17 protein-coding genes and 5 pseudogenes are annotated in these 16,919 nt (G+C 63.6%); 10 read left to right on the plus strand and 12 right to left on the minus strand.

Translation table 11 applies throughout. The features are described 5' to 3' along the window. The first annotated feature begins 293 nt into the window (after positions 1 to 293). Positions 294 to 743: an OsmC family protein gene (locus tag B5D62_RS22340; RefSeq protein ID WP_085936158.1), complete on the plus strand. Its 450-nt coding sequence runs from the start codon at positions 294 to 296 to the stop codon at positions 741 to 743. Beyond that, on the plus strand, positions 740 to 1,657 hold the full coding sequence (locus B5D62_RS22345) for a class II glutamine amidotransferase (protein ID WP_218191219.1): 918 nt from the start codon (positions 740 to 742) through the stop codon (positions 1,655 to 1,657). The genes B5D62_RS22340 and B5D62_RS22345 overlap by 4 nt, the downstream gene beginning before the upstream one ends. Here B5D62_RS22345 and B5D62_RS22350 read toward each other — a convergent pair. Together B5D62_RS22350 and B5D62_RS22355 are read right to left on the minus strand one after the other, a co-directional pair. Then, positions 1,641 to 2,360 (minus strand): Bug family tripartite tricarboxylate transporter substrate binding protein, encoded by a 720-nt coding sequence (locus B5D62_RS22350; protein ID WP_085936159.1) that lies wholly within the window; start codon positions 2,358 to 2,360, stop codon positions 1,641 to 1,643. The genes B5D62_RS22345 and B5D62_RS22350 overlap by 17 nt on opposite strands. 466 nt (positions 2,361 to 2,826) lie before the next feature. After that, a complete protein-coding gene (locus tag B5D62_RS22355; protein ID WP_085936160.1) occupies positions 2,827 to 3,018 on the minus strand; it encodes a hypothetical protein in 192 nt (63 codons plus the stop codon). On the opposite strand from B5D62_RS22355, the gene B5D62_RS34390 reads away from it, so the two are divergent. Next, on the plus strand, positions 2,984 to 3,175 hold the full coding sequence (locus B5D62_RS34390) for a hypothetical protein (protein WP_419188806.1): 192 nt from the start codon (positions 2,984 to 2,986) through the stop codon (positions 3,173 to 3,175). The two genes, B5D62_RS22355 and B5D62_RS34390, sit on opposite strands and share 35 nt — an antisense overlap. Positions 3,176 to 3,235: 60 nt before the next feature. Here the strand turns inward: B5D62_RS34390 and B5D62_RS22360 are convergent, their stop codons facing one another. The 7 genes from B5D62_RS22360 to B5D62_RS22390 form a co-directional block, all read right to left on the minus strand. After that, a complete protein-coding gene (locus B5D62_RS22360; protein ID WP_085936161.1) occupies positions 3,236 to 3,688 on the minus strand; it encodes a hypothetical protein in 453 nt (150 codons plus the stop codon). A gap of 12 nt (positions 3,689 to 3,700) precedes the next feature. Further along, entirely contained in the window at positions 3,701 to 4,507 is an 807-nt protein-coding gene (locus tag B5D62_RS22365) for an FAD:protein FMN transferase (RefSeq protein WP_085936162.1), read from the minus strand. Then, positions 4,504 to 5,019, minus strand: coding sequence for an FMN-binding protein (locus B5D62_RS22370; protein WP_139374022.1), 516 nt, complete (start codon positions 5,017 to 5,019; stop codon positions 4,504 to 4,506). Before B5D62_RS22370 ends, B5D62_RS22365 begins: the two co-directional genes overlap by 4 nt. A gap of 10 nt (positions 5,020 to 5,029) precedes the next feature. Beyond that, positions 5,030 to 5,935: a DUF6662 family protein gene (locus B5D62_RS22375; protein ID WP_085936164.1), complete on the minus strand. Its 906-nt coding sequence runs from the start codon at positions 5,933 to 5,935 to the stop codon at positions 5,030 to 5,032. Between the two features lie 636 nt (positions 5,936 to 6,571). After that, the gene (locus B5D62_RS22380; protein WP_170921072.1) at positions 6,572 to 6,931 is read right to left on the minus strand and encodes a YdbL family probable chaperone protein; all 360 of its coding nucleotides are present in this window, start codon (positions 6,929 to 6,931) and stop codon (positions 6,572 to 6,574) included. Continuing rightward, complete coding sequence (locus B5D62_RS22385; protein WP_085936166.1) at positions 6,903 to 7,106, minus strand: YnbE family lipoprotein; 204 nt, start codon at positions 7,104 to 7,106, stop codon at positions 6,903 to 6,905. Before B5D62_RS22385 ends, B5D62_RS22380 begins: the two co-directional genes overlap by 29 nt. A gap of 4 nt (positions 7,107 to 7,110) precedes the next feature. Further along, entirely contained in the window at positions 7,111 to 8,820 is a 1,710-nt protein-coding gene (locus tag B5D62_RS22390; protein ID WP_170921073.1) for an intermembrane phospholipid transport protein YdbH family protein, read from the minus strand. A gap of 87 nt (positions 8,821 to 8,907) precedes the next feature. On the opposite strand from B5D62_RS22390, the gene B5D62_RS33465 reads away from it, so the two are divergent. Together B5D62_RS33465 and B5D62_RS22395 are read left to right on the plus strand one after the other, a co-directional pair. Continuing rightward, entirely contained in the window at positions 8,908 to 9,081 is a 174-nt protein-coding gene (locus tag B5D62_RS33465; protein ID WP_170921074.1) for a hypothetical protein, read from the plus strand. A 593-nt stretch (positions 9,082 to 9,674) separates the two neighbouring features. Further along, entirely contained in the window at positions 9,675 to 9,989 is a 315-nt protein-coding gene (locus B5D62_RS22395; RefSeq protein ID WP_170921075.1) for a BON domain-containing protein, read from the plus strand. 703 nt (positions 9,990 to 10,692) lie between these two features. On the opposite strand, the gene B5D62_RS22400 is transcribed toward B5D62_RS22395, so the two are convergent. Both B5D62_RS22400 and B5D62_RS34195 read right to left on the minus strand, forming a co-directional pair. Continuing rightward, positions 10,693 to 11,298: an anti-sigma factor gene (locus B5D62_RS22400; RefSeq protein WP_139374023.1), complete on the minus strand. Its 606-nt coding sequence runs from the start codon at positions 11,296 to 11,298 to the stop codon at positions 10,693 to 10,695. Between the two features lie 154 nt (positions 11,299 to 11,452). Next, a pseudogene (locus tag B5D62_RS34195) lies at positions 11,453 to 11,605 on the minus strand (sigma factor-like helix-turn-helix DNA-binding protein); the annotation flags it as partial. A gap of 116 nt (positions 11,606 to 11,721) precedes the next feature. Here B5D62_RS34195 and B5D62_RS22410 point away from each other — a divergent pair. Then, positions 11,722 to 12,354, plus strand: a complete 633-nt coding sequence (locus B5D62_RS22410) for an undecaprenyl diphosphate synthase family protein (protein ID WP_085936260.1) — start codon at positions 11,722 to 11,724, stop codon at positions 12,352 to 12,354. Here B5D62_RS22410 and B5D62_RS22415 read toward each other — a convergent pair. Further along, positions 12,321 to 12,620: pseudogene (locus tag B5D62_RS22415) on the minus strand (transposase domain-containing protein); the annotation flags it as partial. The gene B5D62_RS22410 and the pseudogene B5D62_RS22415 overlap by 34 nt on opposite strands. Here B5D62_RS22415 and istB (B5D62_RS22420) point away from each other — a divergent pair. The 4 genes and pseudogenes from istB (B5D62_RS22420) to istB (B5D62_RS22435) form a co-directional block, all read left to right on the plus strand. After that, positions 12,593 to 13,216: pseudogene (istB, locus tag B5D62_RS22420) on the plus strand (IS21-like element helper ATPase IstB); the annotation flags it as partial. The pseudogenes B5D62_RS22415 and istB (B5D62_RS22420) sit on opposite strands and share 28 nt — an antisense overlap. 446 nt (positions 13,217 to 13,662) lie before the next feature. Continuing rightward, positions 13,663 to 15,000, plus strand: a complete 1,338-nt coding sequence (locus B5D62_RS22425; RefSeq protein WP_139374024.1) for a hypothetical protein — start codon at positions 13,663 to 13,665, stop codon at positions 14,998 to 15,000. Between the two features lie 119 nt (positions 15,001 to 15,119). Beyond that, positions 15,120 to 16,058, plus strand: a pseudogene (locus tag B5D62_RS22430) (IS630 family transposase); the annotation flags it as partial. Positions 16,059 to 16,107: 49 nt separating this feature from the next. Continuing rightward, positions 16,108 to 16,912 (plus strand): annotated as a pseudogene (istB, locus tag B5D62_RS22435) (IS21-like element helper ATPase IstB); the annotation flags it as partial. Positions 16,913 to 16,919 lie beyond the last annotated feature (7 nt).

Raw genomic sequence — 16,919 nt, forward strand, 5'->3', positions numbered from 1 at the left:
GAACCGCTTGGTCACCCAGTCGGCGCTCGGCAAGGGCATCGGCCAGCGGCATCGACATCTTCGTGGCGAGCTCTTGCCTGTCCATGCTGGCGATCTCGAGCAGGACGGCCCGAGGATCGCGGTACTCCTCCATCAGGCGGCTGACTGTTTACGCCTTGGAAGGACGTTCGCGTGCGGTCTGTCGGCAGCCCGAGGTGCGGCAATCAATTTGAGGGAGATCAAGGCGACACCCCTTCGGTCCATCGACACTTGGCTTCGCCGATAGCCGTCAGGCCCTTGGCAGGAGTAAGGCAATGAGCGATCAGGTATCGGTCACTATCACCCGACAGGAGAAGTACCGCTTCATTGTCGATTTCGGCCTGGGAACAACGCCGGCAGTGGCCGACGAACCGCCGCCGCTCGGCGATGGAGCGGGCCCGTCGCCGGTGCAGCTGCTGGCCGCCGCCGTCGCCAATTGTCTTAGCGCCAGCCTGTTGTTTGCCTGCGGCAAATTCAAAGAGGATCCGGGCACCCTGAAAGCGACCGCGCTCTGCCGGATCGGGCGAAATGACGAGAACCGCCTGCGGATCATCGCCCTCGACGTAAACATGACCCTGGGCGTCGCACCCGAAGCGCTCGGCCATCTCGACCGTGCGCTGGCGCAGTTCCAAGACTTCTGCACCGTGTCCAAGAGCGTCGAGGCAGGGATGCCCTTCAAGGTCACGGTGGCGGCGCCGGACGGGCGCATCCTGAAGGCGGCGTGACCCCGCAGGACAGCCCGACCATGTGTGAGCTGTTCTGTCTCTCCAGTTGCCTGCCGACCCGCGCGACCTTTTCGCTAAAGGCCTTTGCCGCCCATGGCGCGCCGGGTGGCCGGAATGTCGACGGCTGGGGGCTCGCCTTTCACGACGGCCGCGACGTTCGGCTCTACAAGGAGCCCGAGCCGGCGACCGACAGCTCGTGGCTGGGCTTCATCCAGGGGCGGCACCTGCCGACTCGAATCCTGATCTCGCATATTCGGCATGCCTTGGGCGGCGGCGTCACCCTGGCCAATACCCAGCCCTTTGTGCGCGAGTTGGGCGGCCGCGCCCACGCCTTCGCGCACAACGGCTTCCTGAATGGCATCCAGGGAGAAGTTGGCCGATCCAGCGCCCGGTTTCGGCCCGTCGGCGAGACCGACTCGGAGATGGCCTTCTGCCTCTTGCTGGAGCGCTTCTCTCGCCTTTGGGAGAACGGCAGTACTCCCGCTCTTCCTCTCAGGCTGGCTGTGCTCGCCAAGTTTGCCGAAGACATGCGGGCGCTCGGACCGGCCAATTTCCTGTACAGCGACGGCGACTTCATCTTTGGCCACGGGCATCGCCGGACCCAGGCGAACGGTACCATCGAGCCGCCGGGCTTGTGGTGCCTGCAACGTGAGTGCGCGGTGGACCCCGGGGCGATGGCATCGGCGGGCGTCAACGTCGAGCCGGGCGGGGAGACGCAGCGCATTGCATTGCTGGCCAGCGTGCCGCTTAGCAGCGAGCGGTGGTGCCCGCTCGGCGAGGGTGAGATCGTCGTGCTGGCTGACGGTCGGGTCATTTCGAGCGGCCTGCCCTCGTCACGCAGCCAGACACATATGGCCGGGATCACCAGCACGATGAGCGCGGTCGATGACCCGATGCTTACTCCACCCGCGTGAACTCAGACTTCTTCACGAGTTCGCCCCACCGTCTTGTGTCGGACGTCAAGAGCTCGGCGAACTCGCTCGTCGTCGACCCCGCGACCTCGAGCGATTGCCTCGCGAGCCCTGCCTTGATCGCGTCGGTTTGGAGGACCTGGCAAACCATCGTGTTCAGCCTCGCGACGATGTCGGTGGGTGTCCGCGCGGGAACGAGAATGCCGAACCAAATGAGTCCTTCGAGCGCAGGGTAGCCCGCTTCCCGCACTGTCTGGACGTCCGCAAGCAGGGAGCTGCGCTTCGGAGCCGTCGTGGCCAGGACTCTCAGGCTTCTGCTTCGGATCGGACCGAGGACGGCGGCAAGCGTGAAGACGGCTGCCGGAAGCTGGCCAGCCAGGAGGAGGTCCTGAATGGCGGCCGCCCCGCCCTTGTAGGGCAGGTGGACAAGCTCAACACCGCCTCCCGCGCCAGACCCGATCCAAGGAAGTGCGGCAGTGTTCCCGCCCCGGGCGAGCCGAACGTGGCGAGCTTCGGGTTTACCCGGCACCAGCCGATGGCGGTGATTCGGCCGACCGCGGCCGAGCCGGACTTCACGGCGGACCCTGTATGCTATGAGCAGCTGTTCGTTGAAGCGTTCCGCGCGATCGGTGCGGCGGTTCCCCCGCGTCGTGACCAGCGAGTCCCTCAATCTAAGGTACGGGCTCCTGGCGACCGGCCGGTTCATTACCCTGATTCCGGGCTCGGCCCTGTACTATGGGCCGCAACGCCCGCCCATCAAGGTCTTGCCGATCGACATGTCGCGGTGGTCGTTGCCGCTCAGTGTCGTGACGCTCAAAGGCCGCGGCCTCAGTTCCATCGGCCGACTCTTCATCAACAGCCTGCATGACCCGGCAAAGCCCTGGAGAAGGGCAGGGGGCGCCTTCCTCTAGGGACGCTCGACTCGTCCCTGCCAAGCTATGACCACAACGCGTGACAACGGATCGCGCGAGGCGCTCTGTAGCCGCTTATGCGGTCACTGCTGATCGAGCGGATAGCCCGCCGCCCGCCAAGCTGTCATCGAGCCCCAGCACACCGAGACGTCGGGCCCCCCATTCGCTTCAGCGCCGCCGCCACCACCAGCACTCGGCGTCCCGAGGCACAGTAGGTCACGACTGGCCCCGGAGAAATCTCGCCGGGCACGCGCCTCGATCCTAGATGGGCCGCGCACCGGGTATGAGCCCCTCGGCAACCTCGTCGCGCGAGCGCACGTCAATCAGCTGCAGCGGCGCGCCCGCCTCGACAACGCGCTTCAAGGCGTGCACGTCGAGGCCCGGCGGCCACCGGGCGAGCCGCGTCGCCCGCGCTCGCCTGCGCGTCGACACAAGGAAGTGGATGTTGGCCAAGATGCTGCCGAAGGTCTACGGCGAACAGGCTGACGGCCGAGGTGAAGACGCCGGTCGACGAGGAGATGTCCTCCAACGATCTGGCGCGCGAGCTCGCCTTCGCGCTGACGCTGGAGATGAGAAACGGCAAGAACGGGAGTCACAAAGGGACCAATAGGAGGGGCCCGACGAGCAACGAAACGAGTGCGCCTCGCGCGCGCGTATTGCGCGAGAACGTTTACCTCGCACGGACCGTCAACACCCGTCGAAGCTCCACGCGGTCAGTCTGTTTCCTGAGGCGGCGGCCGAGCACAATGTGGATCGGTACGGCGAGCACGGCGCCGAAGCCGGTGGCGATGTGCACCAGCCGGGCCCAGGCCTGGGTCTCCTCGCCGCCATAGTAGAGCAGCAACGCCGAGCCGATCAGGAGGGCAAGCGTAACGACGGCGGCAAAACCGCTGATCAGATGACGTCTGTAGCGCCAGCCCGCGACCACATGCAGCGGCAGGAGCGAACCGAAGGCGACGGCCGAGAGGTAGGCGGTGACGCCATGGGCCACGAGCAGCCAGTGCAGCAGATCGTCCGGCGCACGGTCCATCACATCGTGCAGCGCGAACCACAGCACGCCGGAGACGCCGACCAGGCCGAGGGCCGCAATCACGAGTTGGCGGTGCCATTTGCCGAGCCGCACGACCGCCCCCGCTCAAGCCGTGGCGAGGAGAGGCGGGGGCACCCACACCGTAGCGCCGAAACGCGCGAGCCAGGGCGCTTCGGTTCGGCCGGTCTGCGCCACGACCTTGGTGAGGGCGTCGGCCACGATGCAGCGCGGCGCGATCACTGACCAGATCCTGCCGTCGCGGATCGGCTGCCGGGTCGTGACGTCGATCGCGCCGTCGGTGGCCGACGTGGCGATCGCCCCGTTCGTGAGAAAGCCCGCGAGCCGCAGACCGCGCGGATCGGACGGAGTCCTTACATGGACGGCTTGCGGCGCATCGCCCATGACGCGCAGATCCCCGCCGGCGTTGACCGAGGCGCGCCGCGCCCCGGCCGCGCGCAAGATTGCGATGGCGCGATCGACCGCAAAGCCCTTGGCGATGCCGCCGAAGTCGAGGGCGATCCGGCGCGTGAGGCGCACCGCGCCGTCGCGTGCAATTCCGACATCGGCGAGCGAGCCCGACGCGGCACCCTCGAAGGCGTGGCCATCGACCAGGCCATGGCGGCCAAGCTCGTGGCCCAGCGCACAGTCGAACAGGCCGTCGGTTGCGGCGCGGATCAGCAAGGCCCAGCGCAGCGTCTTGAGCGTCCAGGGATGGACCGTCACGGGCGCGCGCCAGGCGTCGTGATTGATCCGCGAGAGGTCACTGTCCGGCCGGTGCACGCTCATCAGACGATGCACCAGCTCGACCGCGGCGAAGCCGCGCTCGATCACTGAGGCAGCGCGGCTTGCCTCGACATCCTCGACGCCGATCTCGACCCAGGTCCCGAGCAGCGGGCGCAGGCGCTTCATCATCTGCCCTTCAGCACCAGGTCGTACATGGCCAGAACGCGCCTTACGCCGTCGGTGATGTGCTTCGACGAAAGCGTGGCGCCGCTGATGTTCCTGATGTCGCTGCCGAACTTGAGCGATGAGCTTGCCGTCTTGCCGACGAACTGCTGGCGCCACGACGGGTCACGCACCTCGTAGCCGTAGGATTCGTTGTACTCCATGATCTCGATGCTGCGCACCGCGCCGTCGGCGCCGATAGCGACGGCGTATTTGATGTGCTCGTGCTTGCCCACGACCTCGTCGATCACGAACCAGCCGCCGGTCGAGGCGCGCCAGACCCTGCTGGGATCGAAGGGCTCGTGCACGCCGGAACGGTCGTACATGGCGCGGCGGTCGGCGTCGGAAAGCTGCGCCGGCGCCGGGCTGAAGCTCGCGCCGGGGAACATCTTCTGCTGCGCCTGCTCGGTCGTGAAGTAGATCGTCGCATGCGCCGGCACCGTGATGATCACGGCGGCGGGCGCGGCGAGAAGGGGCATCCAGCGCACGCTAGTACCGCTCGTGTCGCTTGTCGCCGCCGAACGGGAAGCCGATGCGCAGCATGAACTCGTCGCTTGCATGCTCATTGCCGAAGATCTGGCCGTTGACCACGACCGACCGCTGGTCGTCGTTGAAGGCTGCCACGATCGGCAGCTGATGGCGCCAGCCGAGGGTCGCCCACCACTTCTCGGCAGAGTAGTGGATCGTCGGTCCCAGGAAGTAGGCCGAGTGCTCGGGCTCGTTCAGGAGCTGGCCGGTGAACTCGCGGTGATTGCGGAATTCGACGCCGGCCGCCCAGTTGTCGGTGAAGCGATAGGAGGCACCGACGATGAGGTCGAGGACGCTGGCAAATTCCGTGGCGCCGCTCCGCCATTCCTGCTCGGTCTCGAAGACGATGTTGGCGGCGAGCACGAGCCGGTCGTCGATAAAGTTCTTCTGGAGAAGAAGCTTCCATTCGAGCTCGTAGCCATACGGTCCGATCGCCGGCTCGAAGTAGAGGCCAAGCCCCCAGCCGTCGGTGTAGGGGTTCATGAAGCGGACGATGTTCTCGAACGATATGCTCTTGAACCGGAAGGACGAGTAAGGCGCCGAGAGGTCGGAGCTGGGATCGATGTTCGTGCCGGGCCCGCCGGTCGTGCCGTCGACGCCGTTGCGGAAGGCATAGGCGTATTCGGTGTTGACGTAGAGGCCGACCTGGAACCACGGCTTGAAGCCGTACTCGAGTTCGCTGCGGTTGGTCAGGAAGTAATAGTTGCCCTGGCTTTGTCCGGTCTGCAGCCATTCCCATTGCTCGAACTGCCAGGTGCCCTGCGGCTGCAGATCCAGCGTGTAGATGAAGGCGAACGGCCCTTCGCCCGCCCGCGCAGCGGGCGCTGTCATCGACAACGCCAACGCCCCGGCAAACAATGATTTCATCAGCCTTGATCCAATATTCACTGATGGTCCCCGGTTCTTTTTCTGTGCACTGGGTCTTCAGATGCACTGGAGGATTGCTTTTAAGAGTGATTCGCAATTATTGTCAATGAGAATGCGTCGCAGTCGCCTCGCAAACGCGATGCAAGCGCGTCCAAGCGAACCGCGTGTCGCGGTATGGGGGACAGCGGAGTGGATCGCCCCAACAGATCACCGAGGCTTTCCCCTGGGGATCAGGCGCTCCGATACGTCATTCGCGACAGAGGTGCCTCTATGGCCGCGCTGTTACGCGACGTCTTGCGGCCACGGGCATCCAGGATCGGCCAACGGCGCCCCGCTCACCCTGGAAAATGGACAAATCGAACGGATAACCGGCTCGATTCGAGGAGACTGGCTGGATCATGGCGTGATCTTGGGCAAAGCGCAGCTGCGCCGGGACTATTTACAACAAACTCAGAATTCACTGATCTTTGATCAAGGACACGCCGCTCCATCGCATCATCGAGCGCCTCGGCACTGTTACATCGCACCCGATCCTTGGCGGTCTTCAGCATCAATATGGTCGAATCCAATATTCGGTACACACAGGTTCTTGGTGGGGACACCGATCCGCTTCATCTTTGCGCCAAGGCGCAAAGACTATTTTTGTACCCATCTGCCGTCCTCGGCCTGGATCCATGAGCCGGCAGGCAAACGGCGGAAAATCTCGGCCGCATAAAGGCGACCGACAGCGTCCACTGGCGCGTTGGTGGCGGCGGCCCGCTGGGCGTAGAGGGCGCGCCGCTCCGCATTCACATGGTCGACGAGTGCCCGAACATCGGCCGGCGCCGCCCCGCGGATGGCGGCATAGCCATCGAAACGTTCGCCGACGAGACCGGCCGCACGCGGCCCGTCGAGCACCCGGGCCGATTGTGCCTCGGCCCCTAGCGACGGAGCGATAAAGGCGACGAACCCACCAAGTAGCAGGCGCCTAGAAAATCGGCTTGTTCCGGACGTCATTGGTCGCCTCCTTCTCGACGCGCAGGCGCACGTCGGCATCGAGTTTGATATTGAGGTTGATGGTGATCGGCTCTTTTGGCGCGACGACCTCCACCTTGGGCGTACAGGCCGCGGCGACGCTGCCCGCAAGCAGCGCCGCCAGCGGTCGGCGTAAATGGGAACTGCCAGGTCTCATGCTCTCAACGCTCCTTACCGCGCAGCAGTTGATGGGCGACAGTCACGCTGCGCAACGCGATCTCGGTCAGTCGGTCGAAATTGCTCTCGAGCTTGATGTTGAAGTTGAACTTCTGGCCCTGGAGGACCGCCGGGTTGCTACCCTGAAGGCGCAACATGACCGAGCCGTCGCCGTTTTTGGCCTGTGCCAATTCGATCGCGAGGGTGTCGTAGTAGAAGTTGTTCAGGGCCAACGTTGCCTGGCGGACGGTTTCGTTGCTTCCACCCAATTGTTCCGTCAGCCACCGGTTGGAGATGCGGAGGATGCCGGGAGTAGAAGCAGTCAGGCGGCTGTCATCGATGCGCAGCTTGCCATTGCTCACGTGCAGCCCAACCGTTCCGTCGAGGCGGCCTGTTCCGGCGACGCCCTCGATGTTCAGCAATCCAAGCACGCGCTCGAGATTGACCGCAGAAAAACGCAGTGCCGTATCGATCGCCGGATGGGCGGGATCGATGGTGAAAGGCGAAGCCGAGATCTTGCCATCGGCGAATTCGGAGGCAAGCGCCTCGACGATGATTGCGGGTTTGGTCTGAAGCTGAAACTGAAGCGTCAACGCGCTCACCGGCAGGCCGCCCGGCTGGAGCAAGGCCTTCACGATCTGATGCGGCGGCGTCGACGGTGGCACCAGGCCGGACAGACGGATCTCGGCATCGATGCTGCTTACTTTGGCATTGTCGGTATCGAAGGCGATGTCCTCCAACCGGACCAGCAGATCGGGCACGATTGTCGAGCCATTCCAGTGCACCGTGCCCTTCGCGCTCGCCTGACCGTCGATCGGCGGCAGTGTCATTCCCAGTCCGGGCAGCAAGTCCTTCGGCTGTTTACTGCCCCGATGGAACTTCATTGTCTTGACCTGAACGTCGGAGTTGCCGCTGCTGGCATTGAAGTCGTGTGCGCCGGTGGCGACGATTTCCAGGACGGACTCATGCGGACCGCTCATCTTCGCCGCGAGATCGAACTTCACCGAGCCACTGGCGTAGCCGGCCTTTCCGACCACACGGAGCGGCGCGGCAAGGGAGGGGGTGACGGCGGTGATGCTGGCATCGCTCACGACGATAGAGTCGAAGTCCGCTGGGGTCTGTGCCCCAGTAGCCGAGACAGAAGGTAACCGCAGTAGTCCGCTCAGGTGGAATTCGCCGGAAACGTCGACCACTTTGGCATTTCCAGTATCGAATCCAACGCGGTCGAGATGCACCACCAAGTCAGGAGAGATGGTCGAGCGGGTCCACTGCACCGTACCCGCGGCGCTTGCCTGGCCATCCATCGGCGGCAGCGTTGTGCCGAGTGCCGGCAAGAGGTCCTTCGGCTGTGTGCCGTCCCGATTGAACTTCTTCGTTTTGATGGTGACGTTGGCCGCACCGCTGCCGGCAACGATGTCGTGCTTGCCGGCGGCCACGATCTCCACGGTCGATGGGTGCTGGCCGCTCGTGGTTGCAATGCCATCGAACTCGAAAGTCGGGCCAGTGACGACGGCCCGGCCGACCAGGCGGATCGGCTCCGGAAGATCGGGAATGGCAGTTTCGATTTCGGCGTCGCTCAATACCAGCAACCCGACACCCGCTGCGTCCGGCGTGCCGGAAGTCGATGCAACGGGCAACGCATGGCCGCCTATGGTGATCTGTCCACGGTCGATCGCGATCTTGGCGCGCATGCCCTGGATCTCGATCTTTTCCACCCTCCCATCGAAAAGGTCGCCTGGCCGGAACGTGAACTCGATGGAAGACGCCCGGACTGCACCGCCATAGAGGCCGATATCCCTGGCATGGGCGGACGAGAGCCCGATCCGATCGATCGTCAGCCGAACCGGTCCAACGCCGCGCTGCTCCAGTGCCCGCGTTGCCGCGGCAGTCAGCACTTCGGAACGACGATCCCAGGTCACGATGCCAACGGCGACCAGGCCCGCAAGGAGCACAAGCACCAGTACGCGCCAGCGTGAGAGCCGTCGGGCGCGTGGGGCTTGGGGTGATAGGGCGGAAGTCTCCAGCCGATTCGATTGCATCCTATTTCATGAATAGATCAGGTAGTTACCCGTGTGGGAAAGGCGAACTTCGTCCCGGCGATTGATTGACAGCATGGTAGGTCGGATAGCCCACGCGAATAATCATTTACCGATACATCCATGCTGCTTTGACGCAGGTCAATCGTTGTACTGAAAATGCAATTCGACGTCGACGCATGGAGGAGACAGCGTAAGATGGCTACTTGATGGCCGACCTGCTCCAGCTTGCTTTCGCTGTTATCGCTTGGCTGTTAAAGTTGAGAGCCCAGCTGGAGGCTGAGAACCTGGTCCTACGGCAGTAGATCGGCGTGCGTCGCCGGCGAATGGACACCCTATGATGCCGATGCCCCTCAGGAATCCTGCTGACAGTGCTGACGGTTCTGACAGTTCGCCGCTCCTCGGCAGGCTGGTCTAGATCAGCAAAGTGGCCGTGATCCAATGAGATGCCCGAACGTTCCCGGCAAGGAACCTGCTCCATTGGGCCGTCGTTTCGATCTGGCGACTGCTTTGTATTGCGGAGGAGGCCTTCCATGTCTCTCGCTTCGCTGACAAACCGTCTGCTGACGGCCTTGGTGCTTGTCATCCCTGTCGCGGCCTGTGACGTGTTCCAAGGCAAGCAGAACGTTACTGAATATGCCGACGATTCCACCATCACCAACACCATTCGGGCCAGGTTCGTCGAAGACTCGGTGGTTCATATACTCGATATCGGCGTGACCACGCTGAACGGCAATGTTCGACTGACAGGCCAAGTGAATTCAGATCGCGAACGGCAGCGCGCGGTGCAAATCGCCCAACGGGTCAAGGGCGTGCGCAGCGTCAACAACGAGATCGCCATACGATGACCTTCGGGCGGCACCAAGCCCGATCAGCGCCACCGGGCGCACGGGCTGACAACCTGACGCGGGCAGCCGCTCGCCACAGGATAGCTGCGTCCGAGGAGGGCCAAGACAGCGAGAACGCCGCCCTCAACCTCAAGTCCGGCGCATAATCGCAACCACCTCCCGACGAAAATCAGCCGATACGACGCCATTATCGGAGTGCCGCCGGCTGGGGGACTAGGTCAGACCTTCCCTAGGCCTGCTGCATAACCAGCAGGTCGACGCGGCCCTGATGGAGGTTTTTCTCTCCGGGACGGAAACCTGTGAGCATGTCGCAACAGTGCTCAAGGAGCAGGCGGTGCCGTTCATCCTCATGACGGGTTACGAGCGCGCATCTAATTCCAGTTGCGGTGCGCAACCAGTCGTATATAGCGAAGCCGCTGATGCCGGAGGAGCTGCTGGAAGGTCTTGCACTGTTGCTGGCTTATAGTGCAGGCGCATCACATCGTCAGCGATAGGCTGACGAGGAAGATGACGTTGTCTTCCTTAAGGTCGCTCGAAGTGATCCGATAGCCGGCTACCTTTGGGAGCACTGAATACCGTGCTGGCGGCTCACGCTTTTCTGCGGCGTCGGCGGCTTCGTCCCCATGGCGGCCGCGACCTTGCACTATGCCTATCTTGAGGCGGAGCGACGGTCATTGCCGCGCTGGCTTAGCGGCGAGGTCCGCTACGCTCCACGACCCAACTCGGCGGAAACCCGCGTTGCGAGTGCGCGCAACATACTGTCAGCCACATCGCCGACGATGACATAGGCATAGTGCCCGTCACTCCACGAGAGCAGATTGACCTCGCTGTGATGGTCGATGCGCTGCGGCTGCGGCGCACCCACCAGGGCCGTAAAGCAGATGCCGAGCGGCATCGTGCCAGCGCGCGCGTAAAGGAGCTGGGCGACTGATTGACCGTTCACCACGAGCACCCGCCCGCCGGTGAAGTCGAAGCCAGTCGAGAACAGGTCTGGCACAGCGAATTCGCGCCCAGTGCGCTCTTTGATCCACGCCTCGAGGTCGTTGATGCGGCTGGCGGGAATCTCGACGAGATGCGCAGTATCGCGGGCGTAGATCGGATGATATTGCGCGATATCAGTGAGCAGCGCTTCATACGCCGAGTCCGGCCGGGCGCCGATGCCGTATCCGGCCGCGAAACTGAAGACGCCCAGCAAGAGTGAAGCGGCAAGCGCGAACACCAGACGCCGGCGCACCGGCAATTTCGGGTGATCCCTCTGGATCGTCGCGACGAGCTTTGGTGGAACGTCGCGTAGAACGGTTCGGCGCATGCGGCGCGCAGCAGCACCGCCGTCTCGCGGTAGATCCTGAGCTGCCGCTGGGCGCGCGGATCGGTGTCGAGCACCCGCTCGACCTCGGCTGCCTCTTCGGTCCCGAGCTCGCCGTCGGCATAGGCCATGAGCTGCAGTTCCATATCGGTCATTGTTACCGCCCCAGGCGCAGCACGGTGCCGTTGCCAGCCGACCGCTCGCCCAATTTTTCATTCAGTGCCTGGCGACCTCGCGCCAGGCGGCTCATGACGGTTCCGACGGCAATCCCGAGCACGCCGGCCGCCTCCTTGTAACTGAGACCGTCGACGGTACTTGTCCTCGTGTGCCCCGGCTCCGCCGATGATTGAACGGAGCGCTACTGCATCAGACGGCGCCGCATGAGCAATGGCGACGGGGAGCGCCCGGGCGATCGGGAGCGACGGAATGGATAACACCTCCTATCAACGACAGAGGCTTCGGGATCGACCGGCCGCCGAGACGAGCACTTTGCCCGCGCGCCTTGGATGGCATGAGTCCAGCGAGGCACTCTGGCGTGGTTGGGCGGGCCTTGCAGCTCATCCGCTTTATCGGCTTTATCAACACTGGCTCCTTCGCCAGGTTCAATCTATGCCGGCGCCGCGCCATATCGGCATCATTCTCGACGGCAACCGGCGGAACGGGGCGCGACTCGGCCTCCATGATCCGCGCCAAATCTATGATTTGGGAGCGCGTAAACTTGACGACGTGCTGGACGGGTGCGCCGAGCTGGCCATCCCTGCTGTCACCCTCTGGGTGTTCTCGACCGACAACCTGGAGCGTCCGGCCGATCAGGTCTCGGGGATCCTGGCGGCCACGGAAGCCAAGCTAAGGGCCCTCGCGCATGATCCGCAAATCCATCGCCAGCGGGTACGCGTGCAGGCGATCGGCAAGCTCGAGTTGTTGCCCAGTTCTCTGGTCGCGGCGATTCGCGCAGCCCGGGAAGCGACTGCAAACTACGATGGGATGATCCTGACGATCGCGGTGGCCTATGGTAAGCGTCGTTCTCAGGCCACAGGCTTGAGCTCGGTCGTAGAGTGATAGGCCCAAGGCAGGAGCTCATCGAGGCGGCTATTGGGATGGCCGTTGACGATGCGGGTGATGACGTCGGCGAGGTAACGGTAAGGTTCGAGGCCGATCAGCTTGCAGGTCTCGACGAGCGAGGCGATGACGGCCCAATGCTCGGCGCCGCCGTCGGAACCGGCGAACAGAGCGTTCTTGCGGGTCAGTGCCAGCGGACGGATGGTTCGTTCGACAACGTTGCTATCGATCTCAACGCGACCGTCGTCGAGGAACAGGCACAGCCCGTGCGACGTTGTCGGCGGTCAAGACGCTGGAGCAGTACGACTGGAGCGCTGGCAGTGGAGCGCCGAAGGCGCAGATCCTGGAGCTCGGGCACCTGAGCTTCGTTGCGCGGGCGGAGAACGTGGTGCTGCTGGGTCCCAGCAGCGTGGGCAAGACGCACATCGCCCTGGCGGTGGCCTATCGCGCGGTGATGGCGGGCCACAAGGTGCGCTTCATCACGGCGGCGGATCTGATGCTGCAGCTGGCAGCGGCGCGTGCCCAAGGCCGGCTGAAGGAATACTTCAACCGTGCCGTACTCGGACCGAAGCTGCTGGTGATCGACGAGATCGGCTACCTCCCGTTCGGCCGGGAGGAGGCCAACCTGTTCTTCAACGTGGTGGCCAAGCGCTACGAGCGTGGCTCGATCGTGCTGACCAGCAATCTGCCGTTCACGCAGTGGGCTTCGGCATTCGCCGACGATCAGACGCTGACGGCGGCCATGCTCGATCGCCTGCTGCATCACGCCCACATCGTGCAGATCAGCGGCGAGAGTTATCGCCTGAGAGACAAACGCAAGGCCGGCCAGGCGGCCAGAAAGGTGGCGACGACCGACAAATAGGATGCCGCGCTGGTCGGCTGCTGCGGGCTACGCCCTCCGCACCCGACCAGCGCATCAAGCGTCCAGGTGGGTCAGTTTTACTTCGGCGACTGTCGCCAAAGGCGGGTCACTTTTAGGTCGGCGTTGACATCTCCCCCTAAGTGTTGTCACGGAAGGTTGCTCTTTCGCTCGGATCGAGCGACGATTGTAGAGGGAGGCGACCAGAACCCGGCAATGAGCCCGGAGTGGTCGTATTGGGGACGGCAAAGATGGTCAGTTGGACGGGTGATGACGCGCCGGCCTTAAGGCGCGAACGTCAGGCGAATGCCGAGCGTTTTTTCCCATTGGAGACTGGTGCGACCTCTCCCGGCAATTTCCGAGCGAGCGATGTCGCTCTGACGGAAAGGCACGACTTCGAACGCCAGGGTATTCTGCACGCCATCAAAGAGAGTGGCTGGTGTCGCTGGATGCTGTTTGCCCTTTTGTTGATCGCGAGCGGTTGGGGACCGATCGAGACGGTACTCGACAAGGCCGGGCATTTTGCTGAAGTAAGGACGTCGGGCTGGGAACCGACGAATGTCTGGCTGAAGAGCAGTGAGTGCGCCCAACGACAGCGCGTCTGGCTCGCTCTTTGCCGCGATGACGGCACATTGGTTGCGATCACGCAATCGGCCCTGGGCGACGACCTTGGTCACGCCCTTCTGCTGGATTTGTGGGCGATCGCGAGCGACACGCCGGCCTCGCTTGTCGATGTCGCCCATTTGAACATCGGCCTGAACATCCTGGGCTTTGTCGTGCTGGCAAGCTTCCTGTTCGCCACCGGCTCATATATTGCAGCGATTGCGCTCATCATCCTTGGTCCGACCATCTACTTCGGATGGATCGGTGTCTCCCCGCATTGGAGCTTCATCGGCATCACCAGCATCGCAGCCCTTCTTCCGATGGCGATCCTGGCGAGGGAATGCCGCTTCCTGTCACGCAGGCTCGGCATTGCGTATGTCGCCCTCGGCATCTTCGGGCTTGCCATCGCGATGCTCGTTCGAGAGGCGGTTGGAGTGATGGGTATCGTGACGACCCTTGTCACGATCATGCTCGTCGTGGCCCGCCGTCGATGCAAAGGTCTCCAATATCGCCATCTGCTGGTCGTCGGCCTCTTGGCCTTCCTTTCGCCCGTTGCCCCGCGAATTGCTCCCGCAGCCCGGGACGTCTTCTTCACCGTTCAGCCATCGGGACGCATGGGCAGGCACGGTTTCTCGGACATTCTCTATATGGGCCTGGGAGCGGTTCCGAACTCGCTGGGGATTTCGTACGCCGACGACGTGGCGAAAAGAGCCGCCGAGCGGATCGATCCCAGGGTCGTCTATTGCTCCGGGAGATACTTCAAGATCATGTGGCGACTCTACTTCCACACGGTCGCGAGCCAACCCGCCGAGGTCATGCGCATCTACCTCGAAAAGGCCAAGCGCATTCTTGCCGACCGGATTCTCGACTCGGCGCCGCCATTGGCCGTCGTCCTGTCGTCGGCGCTTTCTCTCTTCCTTGCGGCGACAGCGCTTGGGCTGTGGTCTCGCATTGGCTATTCCCAAGGCCTTCTGCTGGGAGGCGCTGCCCTCGTGATCATTTGCCTGTTCATCGTCCAGGCCATTCTCGCCACGCCGGACCGCCTCTATTCGATGCCAATGGGGCCCGCCCTGCTGATGCTGACAGGCGTGTCGGCGGAGTTCGTTGCTCGATCGGCATTGCTCCTCCGAGCGGCAGAAGTCCGGCAATCGAGCCGCCAATCATCGCCTGATGGCAAGGAGTAGCGACGATGGCCGAGGGGTAGCCATCGCAAACCGAAGTTTCATACGTTTGGCTTGGCTCGCAAAAATAACACCAGAGTTGGAGCGAATGTTCGTGGGACACTTGCCGCCGAAGGGAACGTAGCGCTGACCTTCGGGAACGTGTCCAAGCCGCGGTCACTGGCGGGCAGTCTCGGCGTGCCGCAGCTCGCCATTACGATGTCAGCGCCAGCTTTGCAGTGAAGCTGGCCGATCGGGTGTCGCGGACGGGATCAGCAGAGCCGGCGCGGCAAGGCCGCCCTCCCGGCGGCGGGAAGCTGGCGCGGCATCTGGGACTTCTGCTCGCGGGTCGCCGCCGAGCCGGACATCACGATGCCGGAGCTGGCTGCCAAATTGCTGGCCGAGAGAGCTGTGACGGCGCATCCGGCCTCGCTGTCGCGGGTGCTGTTGCAGGCTGGCCTGTCGTTCAAAAAAACTCTGCTGGCCTCGGAAGTCGAGCGCGAGGACGTGCGCCAGGCGCTTGACGAATGGAAAGTGCACCGCCAGCCACGCATGCGCGAGGCAATGCATCGACTGGTCTTCCTCGACGAAACTGGCACGACGACCAAGTTGATCCGGCTGCGCGGCCGGGCGCGCCGCGGCACCCGATTGAAGGCCGATGCGCCGTTCGGACACTGGGCGACCCAGACCTTCATCGCCGGGCTGCGGTGCGATGGTTTGACCGCGCCCTGGGTGATCGACCATCCCATGAACCGCGAGACCTTCGATACCTATGTCCAGACCCAACTCGCTCCGACACTCCAGCAGGGCGATGTGGTGATCCTCGACAATCTGCCCAGTCACAAGAGCGCAAAGGACGAGGCTATCCTCAAGCAACGCGGCGCCTGGTTCCTCTTCCTGCCGCCCTATAGCCCAGATCTCAATCCGATCGAGATGGCCTTCGCCAAGCTCAAGGCCCATCTCCGACGTATCGGCGCCCGGATCATCGCGCTCTCTGAAAAGCCATCGGCGACGTCTGCGCCCTGTACTCCGAGCAGGAGCGCTGGAACTACTTCAAAGACGCTGGCTATGCGTCCGATTAATCGCTCGACGCTCAAAGTCCTTCTCCAACTGAACGCCCTGGCGCCGGGCCTTCGGCACGCGGTTACTCGGAATGACAACTGCAACCGCTTCAACCTCAAGCGATGGGATCTGCTCACCGCCGAGGTCAGCGAGAAGCAGGCGCGTTCGATCCGATACCAGCTCACCATCGCCAAGCTGCCCCTGGCAAAGGACCTCGACGACTTCCTGTTCGCCGGCACCCCGATCAACGAGACGCTGGTGCGCGATCTTGCAGGCGCGGACTTCCTCGCTCAGCAGCGCAACGCCGTGCTGATCGGCGGGACCGGCACCGGCAAGACCCACCTCGCCATCGCCATGGCCCGAAGCTGCATCCGCGGCGGCGCCCGAGGCCGCTTCTACAACGTCGTCGATCTCGTCAATCGCCTCGAGACCGAGGCCCGCAGCGGCCGCCAGGGCCGATTGGCCGATCATCTGACCCGCATGGACTTCATCGTGCTGGACGAACTCGGCTACCTGCCATTCGCCCAAGCCGGCGGCCAGCCAGCTCCTGTTCCCCCTCGTCAGCCGGCTCTACGAGCGGACCTCGATCATCGTCACCACCAACCTCGCCTTCGGCGAATGGCCGACCGTCTTCGGCGACGCCAAGATGACCACCGCGCTGCTCGATCGCCTGACCCATCACTGCGACATCGTCGAGACCGGCAACGACAGCTGGCGCTTCAAGAGCCGAGATGAGGACCTGCCGGAAAGCCGCGCTCGCGCCGCCTCCGCAACCCCGACCGGCTCCGTCGGCGCGAGCGCTACCACCAAACCCCGCCGAACAAGGGGGTCAACATTGGACGCCGATCCGGGGTCAAAGTTGAACGCCGATTGACACCTAG

Origin of the sequence: Enhydrobacter aerosaccus, from assembly GCF_900167455.1 — a bacterium.
Lineage (GTDB): Bacteria > Pseudomonadota > Alphaproteobacteria > Reyranellales > Reyranellaceae > Reyranella > Reyranella aerosaccus.